Annotated in this window: 11 protein-coding genes; 1 reads left to right on the forward strand and 10 read right to left on the reverse strand. The window is 36.3% G+C overall.

What is annotated here, in order from left to right:
* Nucleotides 1–160: 160 nt before the first annotated feature.
* The 6 genes from AC4G3N_RS06145 to AC4G3N_RS06170 form a co-directional block, all read right to left on the reverse strand.
* Complete coding sequence (locus tag AC4G3N_RS06145) at nucleotides 161–1,600, reverse strand: glycoside hydrolase family 1 protein (RefSeq protein WP_491089910.1); 1,440 nt, start codon at nucleotides 1,598–1,600, stop codon at nucleotides 161–163.
* A 6-nt stretch (nucleotides 1,601–1,606) separates the two neighbouring features.
* On the reverse strand, nucleotides 1,607–3,178 hold the full coding sequence (locus AC4G3N_RS06150) for a response regulator transcription factor (RefSeq protein WP_491089911.1): 1,572 nt from the start codon (nucleotides 3,176–3,178) through the stop codon (nucleotides 1,607–1,609).
* Nucleotides 3,175–4,899 (reverse strand): cache domain-containing sensor histidine kinase, encoded by a 1,725-nt coding sequence (locus tag AC4G3N_RS06155; RefSeq protein ID WP_491089912.1) that lies wholly within the window; start codon nucleotides 4,897–4,899, stop codon nucleotides 3,175–3,177. Before AC4G3N_RS06155 ends, AC4G3N_RS06150 begins: the two co-directional genes overlap by 4 nt.
* 6 nt (nucleotides 4,900–4,905) lie before the next feature.
* Nucleotides 4,906–5,754: a carbohydrate ABC transporter permease gene (locus AC4G3N_RS06160; protein WP_491089913.1), complete on the reverse strand. Its 849-nt coding sequence runs from the start codon at nucleotides 5,752–5,754 to the stop codon at nucleotides 4,906–4,908.
* Between the two features lie 13 nt (nucleotides 5,755–5,767).
* Nucleotides 5,768–6,643 carry a carbohydrate ABC transporter permease gene (locus AC4G3N_RS06165; RefSeq protein ID WP_491089914.1) on the reverse strand — a complete coding sequence of 292 codons (876 nt, stop codon included), beginning with the start codon at nucleotides 6,641–6,643 and terminating at the stop codon, nucleotides 5,768–5,770.
* A gap of 66 nt (nucleotides 6,644–6,709) precedes the next feature.
* Entirely contained in the window at nucleotides 6,710–7,993 is a 1,284-nt protein-coding gene (locus AC4G3N_RS06170; RefSeq protein WP_491089915.1) for an extracellular solute-binding protein, read from the reverse strand.
* A 640-nt stretch (nucleotides 7,994–8,633) separates the two neighbouring features.
* Between AC4G3N_RS06170 and AC4G3N_RS06175 the strand changes: the two genes are divergently transcribed.
* The gene (locus tag AC4G3N_RS06175; RefSeq protein ID WP_491089916.1) at nucleotides 8,634–9,314 is read left to right on the forward strand and encodes an EcsC family protein; all 681 of its coding nucleotides are present in this window, start codon (nucleotides 8,634–8,636) and stop codon (nucleotides 9,312–9,314) included.
* A 439-nt stretch (nucleotides 9,315–9,753) separates the two neighbouring features.
* On the opposite strand, the gene AC4G3N_RS06180 is transcribed toward AC4G3N_RS06175, so the two are convergent.
* The 4 genes from AC4G3N_RS06180 to AC4G3N_RS06195 all read right to left on the reverse strand — a co-directional run bounded on the left by AC4G3N_RS06180 (nucleotide 9,754) and on the right by AC4G3N_RS06195 (nucleotide 14,388).
* On the reverse strand, nucleotides 9,754–10,560 hold the full coding sequence (locus tag AC4G3N_RS06180) for a MurR/RpiR family transcriptional regulator (RefSeq protein ID WP_491089917.1): 807 nt from the start codon (nucleotides 10,558–10,560) through the stop codon (nucleotides 9,754–9,756).
* 28 nt (nucleotides 10,561–10,588) lie between these two features.
* On the reverse strand, nucleotides 10,589–11,275 hold the full coding sequence (locus tag AC4G3N_RS06185; protein WP_491089918.1) for an N-acetylmannosamine-6-phosphate 2-epimerase: 687 nt from the start codon (nucleotides 11,273–11,275) through the stop codon (nucleotides 10,589–10,591).
* A 178-nt stretch (nucleotides 11,276–11,453) separates the two neighbouring features.
* Nucleotides 11,454–13,052 (reverse strand): PTS transporter subunit EIIC, encoded by a 1,599-nt coding sequence (locus AC4G3N_RS06190; RefSeq protein ID WP_491089919.1) that lies wholly within the window; start codon nucleotides 13,050–13,052, stop codon nucleotides 11,454–11,456.
* Nucleotides 13,053–13,515: 463 nt separating this feature from the next.
* Nucleotides 13,516–14,388: a pirin family protein gene (locus tag AC4G3N_RS06195; protein WP_491089920.1), complete on the reverse strand. Its 873-nt coding sequence runs from the start codon at nucleotides 14,386–14,388 to the stop codon at nucleotides 13,516–13,518.
* Between the last annotated feature and the right edge of the window lie 85 nt (nucleotides 14,389–14,473).

Raw genomic sequence — 14,473 nt, forward strand, 5'->3', positions numbered from 1 at the left:
ATATATTTTTTAAATATCGCCTTTTTAGCAGCTTAAAATAAGACCTGTCCATATAGCTGCCTCTCATCTAAGTATCCATTACTTTATCCATCAATTCTATTGAATCAAGTTGATTTCAAGGGCTTGGAGGTTAGATACATTCTGGAATGGTCATCCCAACTCATCTATAAAAATCATCATTCTCTGCTTCAAATTCTTTTGTTTCGATTACTTGTTTATACCAGTAAGCAGATTTCTTAAGTGCTCGATTGCGGTTATCGTCTAAATTAATTTCAACTAAACCATACCGGTTTTTGAATGCGTTCATGGGTGATACATTGTCGGTGAATGCCCATAGCATATAGCCTTTACAGTTGGCTCCTTCTTCGATTGCCTTTAAGAGCCATTTTAAGTGTTCGCTTATAAACTCAATTCGGTAATCATCCTGAATGATTTGTTCTTCATTCTTAAATCTGCCTTCGTTTTCTACACCCATTCCATTTTCAGCAATAAACCATTCAATGTTTCCGTACTCTTCTTTCAATCTGACTGCCATATCAAACATAATTTGCGGGTAGATTTCCCAGCCACGATATGGGTTCATTTTCTTACCTACTAGCTCGTGTTTTTCATAATAATATTCAGGGTGGAAAGGTGTTTCTTCATTCCATGCAGTTGTGCGTGCTTTGACACGGTGTGGGAAATATAGATTAATGCCTACATAATCAATCGTATTTTCCTTAATGAGCTGCAGCTCTTCGGTTGTATGTTCAAAAGTGATATCATGTTTTTCCATCAAATCAAATAATTCCTGCGGATACTCACCCTTAATGGCTGGATCTAAGAATACACGATTGAAGAATAGGTCATACATTCTAGCTGCTTTTTGGTCGTGTTCAGAGGATGAACGAGCATAGGTGACTTCAGGGTTTAGGATGGTCCCAATTTTGGCTCCTGTCTGATCCTTTAATCTCATTTCCTTAAATAACTTCACCACTTTAGCAGTAGCAAGCCCTTTATTATAGTTCCACTGCATCCATTTTTTTGTGTTCTGTTCATATGGCCAACGAATCGCATCTAAGTATATGCGTGTTTGAACTACAACTGGCTCATTAAATACGAACCAGTGTTTCACACGATTTCCATAACGTTCAAATACTTTTTCCGCATATTTTACAAATAGTTCAACCACATGCTTTGAGCCCCAACCGCCGTATTTTTCAAATAAATAAGCAGGCAATTCATAGTGCTCCAGACAGATCATTGGCTCTACACCATTTTTAATTAATTCATCAATAACGTTTCCAACAAAGCTCGCGTATTCTTCATCCACAACAGCATTCTCATAATCCACTAAAAAACGAGACCAATTGATTGATGTTCTAAAATGGGTAAGACCTATTTCCTTCATATAACTGATATCTTCTTGATAGCGATTGTAAAAATCAGTTGCATATGCGGGTCCATATCCGTTATGCCAAACATTCTTATTCTTTTTATACCAGAGGTCTAAGTATGAATCCTGAAACTCTTTTTTATCGGTCCAGCCTTCAGTTTGCCATGCAGAAGATGATGCTCCTAAAATAAAGCCCTTTGGTAGCTTCAATGTTATTTTTTCCATCTATTATTATCTCTCCCCAGTTTTTCTATCTTGCAGGTTTCTAAATTTCCGATAGTCCGTCGCGGTCATTCCTGTCAGTTTTTTAAACACTCCCACGAAATACTTATATTCATGGAATCCTACTTGTTCGGATATTTCGTTTACCTTAAAAGGAGTCTCCGCAAGTAAGATCTTTGCTTCATCCACTCTTAATTGGTTAACGTATTCATTGAAATTAACGCTTGTTTTCTGCTTGAATAGAGAACTAAAGTAATTTGGGGTTATATTAAGGACCTCCGCTACTTCATGAACTCTAATATTTGTTCTGTAGTATTCATGTATGTATTCCTTCGCGTGATTGATTAACAAATCCTGTTTGTCAAAATTCTTCAGCTCAGATTGGTATTTACGAATGGAGGAAAGGTCCAGATAAAAAAATTCTCTCAACAATTCGTATGAGTTATATTCATGGACATTTATACTCTCATTGTAACAAAGATCCCATTTCCTTACGTTTTTCCCACTCAGAGACTTATAGTGATCCAAAATTTTATTAAGCATCTCTCTGCAAACCTGAACAGCTTCATCCAGGAAAAATTCATGTATTGTAAAGTATTCGAATAATTCATTAGTAAAAGTATGTAGGTCTAAATCTTTCATTTGAATAATAGCTTCTATTAATTGCTCTTCAAGTTTAGCTGGGTAAGATTGAACGGTATCCCGTCTCAATTGTTCTGAAACTATGAGGCTAGTACACTCAGTGAAAGCTAAATACCTTCCTTTATTTAGTAGTTCTGTTAGTACGACCATGAGTTCTTCAACAGGAATCCACTCATCGCTCCAAACAAATTGAAGGTTTAATCCATCATTTCGAATCAAACTTTGCCGGATATCCGACGTCATTTTCCGACCATCATCACTATGAACACAGGTAACTAGTATATTTTTTTCAGTAAAGAACGAATAAGAGGTAAGTCCATATTCTTGTAGTTTCCTCTCAATGCTTTTCTCCCATCCTCTTAAAAACTCTTCATATTCCCCTTCTGACAAACTAGTTATTTTTCGTTTATAATTTTGATGCATACTAATAAATGGATAAATCATGAAGTCGTTATAGTCGTCTGATTTAACAGGTGAAGACCTTTGTAAATTTGTAACTTGTTGGAGGATTGCATTTCTCAATCCTATTTTGTCCCGTTCTTTTTTTTGCTGCCGCTTTTGCTTCATTTCGTTGGTTATTTCTTTAACATTTTCCACGAGCTCATTAATATCAACCGGTTTAAGAAAATAGTTATCTACACCCAATTTAATAGCTTGCTGGGCATATTCAAATTCTTCAAATCCACTAAGAATAATCGTCCGAATATGAGGGTAGTTTGTATACAGAAAACGTGCCAGCTGCAGTCCATCCATTTTTGGCATCCTTATATCTGTAATAACGATATCAATATTCCCATATTGCATGACCTTCGCTATGGCATCCTCTCCGTCATGTGCTGTGTCTACTACTTCGACTTCGATGGTCTCCCAGGGAATCGTTAAACGCAGACCACGGGAAATAATAGGTTCATCATCCACTATTAACATTTTAAAAGTCACGAGTGTTCACCTGATTTCTCCATGTTTATGGGCTGCCAAAGTAGTGGCAGGATTAGCCTTACCAATGCACCGGATTCAGCTTCTAACACCAGCAAACCATATGGTTCTCCAAACGCAATCTCTAAACGTTCTTTTAGATTTTCCATTGCATAACCAGTTTCTTGCGCACCTTTTTCGAAACCCTTACCATTATCAATCACATCAATCCATAACTGATCTTCCGCTTGATAACAGTGAATAGTAATGATTCCTTGCCTGGGTAATTCTTCAAAACCATGCTGGATGCAATTTTCAACTAGTGGTTGCATTAATTGTTTCATTATGTAAGAGCGTTTGATTTGCTCATCAATAAAAATGTAAAAAGACAGTCGTTCTCCTAAGCGGCTTTTCTGTAATTCTAAATAGGATTCAATATAGGTTATTTCCTCTTCTATTGTAACCCACATTTTACCATTATTTAAATTCATACGGAAAACTTTTGAAAGCTGTTCAATTTGTTGACCTGTTTCCATCGCATTTTCCAGGCGTGCGGTCCATCGAATCATGTCTAATGTATTGTAAAGAAAATGTGGATCAATTTGATTCTGAAGCGCCTTTAATTCAGATTCCTTTTGTTTAATAGTCAGTTTGTATTCTGTATCAATATGTCTTTGGATTGTTTTGACCATTTTATTAAACTGTTTCCCTAGTTGACCAATTTCATCATTTGTTGAAACGCCCACATTCGCCGAGAAGTCCCCTTTCTCAAGCTGGTGTGTTTGGCCAGTTAATTCAATTACTCTTTTTATATTAGAGCGATAGAATCCATAAAAAGCGATAATTCCACATATGAGAAGAAGAAAAATCATATTACGAATCGAATTTCGAACGGTATACAGTTCCTTGACCAAGTGCTCCTCATTTACAATCACGATAGATGTCCAATTTGTCCCACTCAGCTTTTTTTTAACAGCTTTATAGTTATGGTTGTTTTTTGTAAAATCATAGGCTAGGTTCTCACTATGATTGACCCAATCGATAAAGGCAGGATCATTGTATTTTTTTCCTATTAGCTCTTGATTTGAATGAAGAATAACTTCACCGGACTTTGACATGACCAGGTAATTACCTTGTTTTACTTCTAAATTTCTCTTAATTTTTTCCTGATCAAGACGGATTCTTACGATGCCAATTGGTTGATTAATCTTATTTAAATCGTTAATGACTCTAGAGAGGCTAATAACATATTTTTTCCCATCCCACCCACTTGTAACCCCATAGGTATCGCTCCAAATGGGAGATCCTTTTCCGTCTATGGCAGCCTGATCTAACTTATCCTCGTTTCCAAAAACAGGTTCACCAAATGCCAGCTCCTCACTATTTCCTCCTTTTAATAAGATGGAGGATATATACTCATTTGACATCAATTGAAAAGTAAAATAGCCTTTTATCCCGTCCATACTACTTTTATCCGCAATAGGGATTTCATCTGTAGTTTTAAAAAATGTTCGAAAGTCCTCGCTGTAAATCATATAGGAGGACATACTTTCAACATCTCGTATGATGGACAAAAAGCTCTGTTCATCTTTTTCTAGTATTTCAAGGATATCCTCTTCCAGCTGTCTTTTAAGTACTTCCGTTGTTTGGTAGTAAATGAGAATTCCATAGCATACTGTTGGTAGTGTGATGAATACAAGGAATATAATCATAAACTTCTTTTTTAGGCCCCAATTTCGAATCATATTCATTTACCCTTTTACCGCACCAGCTGTCATACCTTTAACAATATTCTTTTCAAAAATCATGTAGAAAATGACAATTGGAATTAAAGACATCGTTAAACCAGCCATTTGGGCACCATAGTCGGTTGTAAATTGACCTGCAAAGTTTGCTAAACCTAGTGGCAATGTTTGAAGCTCTGGGTCATTAATTAACACTAGCGCAAATGAAAATTCATTCCAATTGTAGATGAAATTAAGAATGACAGTTGTAGCGATTGCCGGACGTGACATGGGCAGGATGATGGACCAAAATATTCTAAAAACTCCGCACCCGTCCATGATTGCAGATTCTTCAATATCCTTAGGAAAGCCCTTCATAAAGCTGGTGAGGATAAAGATCGTAATGGGTAAATGAAAAGCGATATAGGGAAAGAGTAAGGTGATGGGTGTATTCAATAGTCCTAAATTTTTCATTAGAATAAACATAGGTACTAATGTGGCATGAATCGGTATTAATAATCCAAAGATGAAAAATCCATATAACCACTTGCTCATCCTGAAATCAAATCGAGATAAGAAATAAGATGCTAACGCCCCGATAAAAACGGTTAATACAGTCGCTGTTACAGTAATAAAAATACTATTCTTAAACAGGACACCTAAGTTAGCAATATCCCAAGCGGCAGTATAGTTTTCTATTATAAATTTCTTTGGAAACCCAAATTGGTTTGTTGCAAACTCCTTTTCAGATTTAAAGGAGTTGATTGCCATCCAAATAATTGGATACGCATTAATAATTGCAAATATGATTAATGCTATATAGATGCTTACTTTTTTGAAGCTTCTTTTCTTAGGTATTTCATTTGTTTTCGCCATCTATACCTACCTCCTAAATCATTTTCTTTCCTAATACTTTGTTTATAATTGCTATTAAGATTAGACTAAAGAAGAAAATAAATACGGACACTGCACTACCATAACCATACTGCAATTTTGAAAATGTTTCATTAAACATATAGAGCGCCATAACATCCGTTGAATGTGCTGGACCACCATGTGTCATGACATAGATTAAATCAAATGTTTTTAAACTGCCTGCAATACAAAGCGTAATTGCAACGAGAATGGTTTCCCATATCATTGGAATCGTAATCTTCCAGGTTGTTGCCCATTCTGATGCACCATCCATTTTAGCGGCTTCTAATACTTCAGTAGGTATATTTTGTAATGCGGCCAGAAAAATAATTAAGTATAGACCAACAAACTGCCAAACAACAACTACTAAGACAGATGCCATTGCCCACTTTGTATCTCCTAACCAATTTTGTGCGAGTGAATCTAACCCGATTGATCGTAGAAATTCATTGATTAATCCATTACGGGAATTGAAAATCAAACTCCAAGTTAAGGAGATCACTACGGTTGATAAAACAACTGGCAGAAACCCAATTGTTCTAAATAATTTCGCGCCCTTCATTTTACGGTTCAATAAAAGGGCAAAAAATAAAGCAAGTGGAACTTGGCCTAGCACAGAGACTAATACTACGTATATATTATTTTTGACAGAGTTCCAAAATAGCGAATCAGCAAATAACTTTTTAAAATTATCTAACCCTACAAAGGTCATTTCATTAAATCCGTTCCAATCCATGAATGAATAATAGAAGGATTGGAGAATCGGATAAATGGCAAAAACAATATATAGTAAGAAAGCAGGCAGTATACCTAGTATAAACGCCCCTTTAGTCTTCTTAGTTAATTTCATTTTCTTCCCCCCTAAACATTCACAGGTTACTTGCATGAAGTAACCTGTGAAAGAACTTATAGACGATTATTTACTTTTGTTTTCTTTCTGCATCTCTTCCGCTAATTGTTCAGGTGTTTTGTCACCTAATGTAATAGATTGCAAGCCATTGTTAATAATATCTGTAAGTTCAGGAGTTAAGGTTGCATCATATACAGGCACTAGTCCACCTTGAGCAAAGCTGTTAGCATCCTGGAATATTTGTGGAATGCTGTCATCCATTTCAACAGTAGCTGGAACGATAATATTCGCTTTGATTAAGCCTTGGTATAGTTCATCACCATAGTAGTATTTTAAGAATGTGAAAGCAGCCTCTTGCTCTTCTTTACTTAACTTGCTGTTAACGGCAATCCCCCCGCCAGCAGCACCAGCAATCTTGGCAGGATCCCCTTTACCACCTTCAAATGTAGGAAATGGAGCTACACCAATGTTATCAATATTTTCTACACTGTCTAAAATTGGCCCAAGTGCCCATGAACCAGCAAAGTGGAGCGCTGCAGTTCCTTTAATGAATTCATTTCGCGATTGAGCTTCATCAAGGGTATTCATATCCTCATTAAATGCCTTTAATTTTGTTAATTCGTCGATTACGGATAATGCATTAATAAATTGAGGATCCTCGAAGCTGCCATCTCCGTTTAATGTATTCTCTAAGAAATCACTTCCAGTAAAACGATCAGCAATTGTAGAGATGTAAACAGATTGCAATGGCCAGATTGCTTTGTTACCTAAAGAGATTGGAGTAGTGCCTTTATCATTAAGTGCTTTTACTAGTTTTTTAAATTCCTCATATGTTTTTGGAAACTCATCAAACCCTACATCTTGAAGAATGTCCTTATGATAGTAGATTAATCCTGTAATACTAATGTTTGAAGGGATTGCGTAATAATTATCATCTAACGCATAGTCTTGTAGAATGGCATCAGGAATGACTCCATCCCAGTTCTCAATGATTGGGTTCAACGGAAGAATCGCTCCGCCTTCAGCAAGAGGCTCTGTTCTCGCCCCAGGCCATACACGCATCATGTCAGGTAATTGGTTACCAGCAGCTTGTGTTCTTAATTTTGTTTCATATTGGTCATGTGGTATGGCCTCTACCTTAACCTGAATATCATCGTGTTCTTTATTGAATTTAGAAATAATGTCTTTGTAAAGTGTGTTTTCCGGCCGATCCTCGGTCCAGTCAGTCCAAAGCGTAAGCTCAATTGCCCCATCCTTCGTGGATTGTCCTGCTTTATTATCATCATCGCTACACGCAGCTAAAGCTAGCACCGTCAGTAACCCCATTAGGACTAAACCTAATTTCTTCATCGTCATTTCCCCCTTTATCCTATAAATTAAAGCGCTTACAAAATTCATTATAACGCTTACCTATTGATTGAAATATCCTACAAACCTATAAAAATATCTAAAATTCTTGGGAAAGGTGATTGGGATGCAATGGTTAAGTACAAGGACTGTTTCCTCTCCCCTTTTTCAGTCTAAATTAGAAAGAGTGCTTGTACATCTTATGCAGCCGAAGGTCTATATACTCTTAAAAAGCGTTTTTCTGAGTTCTGTATTATTTCCAGTACTAATCTGTTGTTAAAGATGGATTATCTGGATCCTCGACCGAATTTATCTTTATATACTCCACACAAGAAGAGACAAAAATAGAGAAGTACTTTTATATAATTATTTTTATCAACGGAGGTATTTAAATGAAGAAATTATTAGTAGGTTGTACAAAATTCCCGAACATGAAAGCTGGACAGATTACTTCGCTTCCAATAGTAAAGAAAATGGTATGGAGCCACAGAATTATTAAAGGATTCTATTAGAAATATGGACGGTTATCCGCAAGTGCTGAAAAACCTAGTTTTGATAACAATAATATCAATTAAACAATTAGCACAGTCAGATAAATAACTTATAATATTAGTATAATACTGAGAGGTAAGGTGAATATATAGTGGACGAGAAAAAAAGTATAACCCACGATGCTATAATGAATGCCTTAGATTGGTCTTATGATAAAGCAATTAATGGCGGAATAGCTGGAATGGATACAGCCATAGAGTTAGCTGAAAGTTATTTACAAAAAAGTGGTACACTTGATCAAAAAGTTCAAAGTTTAATTAATTGGCAAAATACTAAAAGTGCCACAAGTGGCTTCTTAACAGGAGTAGGAGGACTTATTACTTTGCCAGTTGCTGTCCCAGCAAATATAACTAGTGTTATATTCGTACAAATGAGAATGGTAGCAGCTATTGCACATATGGGTGGATATGATCTAAAAGATGATCAGGTTAAAACTTTTGTTTATGTATGTTTAGCAGGAAACGGAGCTAAAGACATTCTTAAAAATACGGGTATTCAAATTGGTAGGAAGCTTGCAGTAACGGGGATAAAAAAAATACCTTTTGAGGTTATTAAAAAAATTAATCAAGCTGTAGGATTTCGTTTACTAACAAAGTTTGGAGAAAAAGGAGTCATTAATTTAAGTAAAATGGTTCCTGTAGCAGGTGGAATTATTGGAGGAACTGTAGATGCTTTTGCAACCAATACAATAGGTAACTTAGCCAAGAAGATGTTTATTCAAGAGCCTAAATCATATAATGATGACGAACCTGATATTATTGATATGTTGTAATAACCTTACCTTAATGTACATTTTAATGTTAGATAAATACTCGGTTTTCCAAGTAACGTATTCTACCTCCATTCTCTAATATTCATCATACAGAGGTAATATAATATGTATTTTTTATCTTCAATTATTACACTCTAGAATGCCAATGAATGACCTATTACCTTTCAATGGTATTCTTAATTTATAATTTGTTGAATGAACTCATCAATATAAACCTAAGCACAAGTATCCTAATATTTACAATTAGCATCTTCAATATTTTTAGGAAAATGAAATATTATCTCGATATCACGACCGTACTTAATATATTGTGCATACTCAACGTTTTGAAAAGACAGATCAATAATATGAATATCTTTTTACAAAAATACTCCTCCCAAGGTAGGCTGATTTTAAACAAATCAACTCTCTTAGGCGGAGTATTTTAAACTTCTCTATTTCAACTATTAATATGGATTTGAGACGATACTGCGGAAATGGTCTCTTGATAGATTTTTTTCCTATTTGGGTCCTCCAGGAAATGCATACAAATTAAATCGATGAGGTAAAGCGCGCTTAAATCAAGACCAGTCGACAGATAGGCATTGCGAACGGGATGGACGGTCCATAGCACTTCATCCGATAATTTTGTTAGATATGTATGATCATAAGCCGTTAGAGAGATTAATTTAACATCTTTTTTCTTCGCTTCATTTACGGATGAAATTAACTCTCTGGTTTGTCCAGAACGTGAAATAGCTAATAGCAAGTCCCCTTTTTTTAATAAGGTACTTCTAATAATCATTAAATGTGGATCGGTTACAGCTTCACTTGCAAAACCCATCCTACTCAATCGGTAATTTAATTCCTGTGCGGCAAGTCCCGAACTTCCTAAACCATAGATAAAAATCCGCTTAGCATTTGTAACTAATTTGAGTGCTTTCATGATCGATTTGCGACTGTTTAGACCCTGTATATCGCGGATTACATCCATATACTGACTCCTAATTTTGGAATCCATATCTTCCGCTTCTTCGTGGTGCGTCTCTCTTGCCAGGTTCATTTTTAATTCCACGAAATTTTTACAGGATACTTTTCTACAGAATCGTGTTATCGTTGCAACGGATACATTCGTCTTTTCAGCTATTTCTTTGATCGTGCACTTGGAAGCTTCTGATGGCGAAGAAAGCAAATAATCAGCTAAGCCTTTTTCTTTATCGGAGAATGAAGAATATTTCGATTGAATTTCCTTCAAGAGCGTAACCATAGATGACTCCTTCCTCCTTAATGATTGATCAGCAACCCCTCTTTATTTCTTCAACAAAGCGACTTGTTATTTGCTGTGGCCGAGTGATTGCTCCCCCGACTACAACGGAGTAAGCTCCAAGGTCAAGTACCCTTCCCGCCATTTCAGGAGTGATAACATTTCCTTCAGCTATAACAGGGATTGAGACATTTTTTAAGACTGTTTTGATAAATTCAAAATCATTCTCATATAATTTACATCCTTTTGTCTCATTTGTATAGCCATAAAGGGTTGTGGAAACACAATCAAAGCCCAATCGTTCCGCATTCATTACATCTTCCAACGAGGAGATATCTGCCATCAACTGAACCCCTGGATAATACTCTTTTACATATGAAACTAGATCAGCTAATGTTTCTCCATTCGGACGTTCTCTTAGTGTTGCGTCCATCGCAATCATTTCACAGCCTGTCTCAATTAGTTCATTGACTTCTTGTTTTGTTGCTGTGATAAAAACTTCACTATTTGGATAATTTCGCTTTACAATTCCTACGACAGGTAAATCTACTTCTTTTTTAATCGCGATAATATCCGGTTTCGATTCTGCCCGAATACCAGCCGCTCCACCTTGCTTGGCAGCCAGAGCAAGCTTTGACATGATAAATGAGCTATGAAGAGGCTCACTCTCTTGGGCCTGACATGAAACTACAAGACCCTTTTTTATTTGTTCTAACATTTTTTATTCACCTACTATTTCTGTTTTTCTACCTTGATGATTACTATTGGAACACGATCCTAATATAGCAAATCCAATTAACGAAACTTAAATAGTGGAGGTAGCTTAGCATTAATATATAGATTAAAGAAAGAAAAAACATAATACCGCTACAGCTCCACCTATTAACCTTTTAGTATTATTTAACGTTGTTTATCTCATTCTTTAAGATCTCTGCGAGGGCTCCATATACGACTTGAACACCCTTGCCTTTCTTAAAGAGTCCCTTTGCCTTCAGTTCATCTTTCCAAACTGAATCTTCGGCAACTTTATCGATATCCTTAACGGTTACTCTTAATCTTGTTATACATGCATCCACGTCCACTAGGTTTTCTCTTCCACCTAAGGCTGTGATTACATCCTCGATATCAATATCTTTTAATAAAGCATCTTTCTTCGTATATAACTTATTCTCAGATTCCTCCCCACGACCTGGAGTTTTTAGATTCAATTTTAGAATAAGAGTTTTAAATACAAAGTAGTAGATAAGTGCTGTTGGAATTCCGAGAATAAGAATCCAAATGTAATTCGTTTTATCATTACCCTGCAATAGACCGAATAATGTAAAATCAATGATACCCCTTGAAAAAGTAACCCCTACCGATACATCTAAAGCATATAAAGCAGCATAGGAAATCCCCTCTAGGATGGCGTGGATCCCGTAAAGTAATGGTGCTACAAAAAGAAATGTAAATTCGATTGGTTCAGTAATCCCTGTTAGGAAGGATGTTAAGGCAGCTGAAAATAGAATACCACCCACAATTTTCTTATTTTTACTGTTAGCTGTATGATACATAGCAAGTGCAGCTGCCGGGAGACCAAACATCATTGGTAAGTATCCACCTGTGAAATACTTCGTTGCTTCAGCTGAAAATTTGGTAACAGTCGGATCAGCCAATTGGGCGAAGAAAATGCTTTGTCCACCTTGTATGATTTTCCCTGCAACCTCTAATTCTCCACCAAGTGAGGTATACCAGAATAGCGGATAAATAGCATGATGAAGTCCAAAAATATTGAGAAGTCGCATAAGGGATCCATAGAAGAACATTCCGATCGGGCCTGTTCGTCCAAAGAATTCTGAGAAGGTTGAAATTCCAAGGTGGACATATGGCCAAATAAATGGAATTATCACCCCTACTACACTGATTGCAAATACTGAAATAATTGGAATAAATCTTACTCCAGAGAAAAACGAAAGTGCTTCTGGAAGCTGCTTGTTGTAATATCTATTGGCTAAAAAGGCTACTAGTAAACCAACAATAATTCCTCCAAGCACGCCAATTCTAACTGTAAAAATACCAAGCTCGTACCCATATACGTTTGCCTGCTTCGCTGCTTCAACTGGATCTAGACCCTGAGATAAGAAATAGTCTACAGTTGTCGTCTCTGGTGTATGGCCCAGGAAACCTAGAATGGTACCAACGATAACATGCATGACAAGAAAAGCGATTGCTGCCGATAAACCCGCTGCACCTTTTTCCTGTAATGCTAACCCCGAAGCAATCCCGACAGCAAATATCAAAGGCAAGTTAGCAAAAACAATATTACCAATTGCAGACATGGTGCTTAAAATATAAAACAAAAATGTCCCTTCCCCGAGTATTCCTTCCAACCCATAGGTTTCTACCATAAGGGGGTTGGTAAAAGCTGCACCAATACCAAGCATAATCCCCGCTATTGGCAAAACAGCAATAGGAATCATAAAGGCTTTTCCTAAACGTTGTAGTTTTTCAAACATTCGTATCCCTCCATTTTCAATCAATTATAGAACCCTTTGCCCAATCATTTGTTACTTTTGAAAATAATTATCATAAATCACATTTTATGTAATTTATTATCTTCTATTATATGAAAGTACCAGATTAATATGCAAATAATTTTTAGAATTATTTTACTATATTGATAAGATTTATGATTCTTCCAAATTCCATATGTACTGTTCGCCCTTTGGTAGATTATTTGTAGGGCAATAGATATGGATATAGGACTAGAAAGGAACTGAACTCAAAAAATATATGTATTTTGATTGGTTATTTTTGCTTTTGGTAAGATCACTGATTAAATTTGTCAGTAACACATTTCTTGGATCAACACTCTCGATAGTTTAAGAACATACGTTCACAAACTATACAAACAAACACCAGATGTTTATTATCCATCTGGTGTTTGTTTGAAAATATATTTTATTTCTCTCATTTGATTTATATTTTTACTGCAGGTGGTCCAAATAATCCGCGCTGAAAATCGCGGAACGCCTCCCTGATTTCTTCCTGTGTATTCATTACAAATGGTCCACCAAGAGCTATTTCTTCCCGGATTGGAACGCCTGAATAAATCAATACTTTAGAACGAGATAATGCTTTTATTTTTAATTCACTTGAGTTAGAATCTGAGCCTTCATCATTAAAGGAAAGGGTAGCCGCCCCTGTTTTAGCTATCTTTGTCTTACTTTCTCCGAACTCCATCTCCCCCGCCAACATATACAAGAATGCATTATGATTCTCAGGCAAAATATGAGTGTAATCAGATCCTTCACGGAGGCTAATTTCTGTCATCGTAATAGGAACCAAACTATTCATAGGTCCTGTTACCCCTGCAATATCGCCTGAGTAAACTCGAATGTAACCCCCTTCAACGTTCACAACTGGAGCATCTTCTACATAGATGTTTTGATAACTTGTTTCTGTATGCTTCAGACTTTTTGGCAGATTCAGCCACAGCTGTAAGGTATGAATAAGATCATCATCAAAAGCCTCTTCCGCATGCCTAGCTGCCCAACCAGCATTCATGTATTGGGCATCACCAGCATCCAAAATGCTATACCCTCCTGCATTATCTATATGTTCAAGCCTTCCATCAATAACATACGTTATAGTTTGAAAGCCTCTGTGGGGATGGTCGGAGAAGGTTCCACGCTTAAACCAGTCTTCAGCCATTAGAATAAACGGGGAAAATTCCTCATTCCTCTCAGGATTTAAAATCATTCCTTGTTGAACATGAGGGTATCCATTTTTGTTGTATTCAGGATACCAAAAATCTTTTACTTCTCTCTGAAATGTTGATTCATTAGACATTTCAATACCTCCTTTATTTTAAAACCAATTACTATTTCCCCCTATTGATATCCCACTATCTTACTTACCACAAACATATTACCAT

The sequence above is a fragment of the Bacillus sp. z50 genome (assembly GCF_058313585.1).

Coding starts and splice junctions, on each gene's coding strand:
- AC4G3N_RS06165 (WP_491089914.1), bottom strand. CDS start 6,643: ATGAAATTAACTAAGAAGACTAAAGGGGCGTTTATACTAGGTATACTG.
- AC4G3N_RS06180 (WP_491089917.1), bottom strand. CDS start 10,560: ATGGTTACGCTCTTGAAGGAAATTCAATCGAAATATTCTTCATTCTCC.
- AC4G3N_RS06145 (WP_491089910.1), bottom strand. CDS start 1,600: ATGGAAAAAATAACATTGAAGCTACCAAAGGGCTTTATTTTAGGAGCA.
- AC4G3N_RS06195 (WP_491089920.1), bottom strand. CDS start 14,388: ATGTCTAATGAATCAACATTTCAGAGAGAAGTAAAAGATTTTTGGTAT.
- AC4G3N_RS06170 (WP_491089915.1), bottom strand. CDS start 7,993: ATGAAGAAATTAGGTTTAGTCCTAATGGGGTTACTGACGGTGCTAGCT.
- AC4G3N_RS06160 (WP_491089913.1), bottom strand. CDS start 5,754: ATGGCGAAAACAAATGAAATACCTAAGAAAAGAAGCTTCAAAAAAGTA.
- AC4G3N_RS06155 (WP_491089912.1), bottom strand. CDS start 4,899: ATGATTCGAAATTGGGGCCTAAAAAAGAAGTTTATGATTATATTCCTT.
- AC4G3N_RS06185 (WP_491089918.1), bottom strand. CDS start 11,275: ATGTTAGAACAAATAAAAAAGGGTCTTGTAGTTTCATGTCAGGCCCAA.
- AC4G3N_RS06190 (WP_491089919.1), bottom strand. CDS start 13,052: ATGTTTGAAAAACTACAACGTTTAGGAAAAGCCTTTATGATTCCTATT.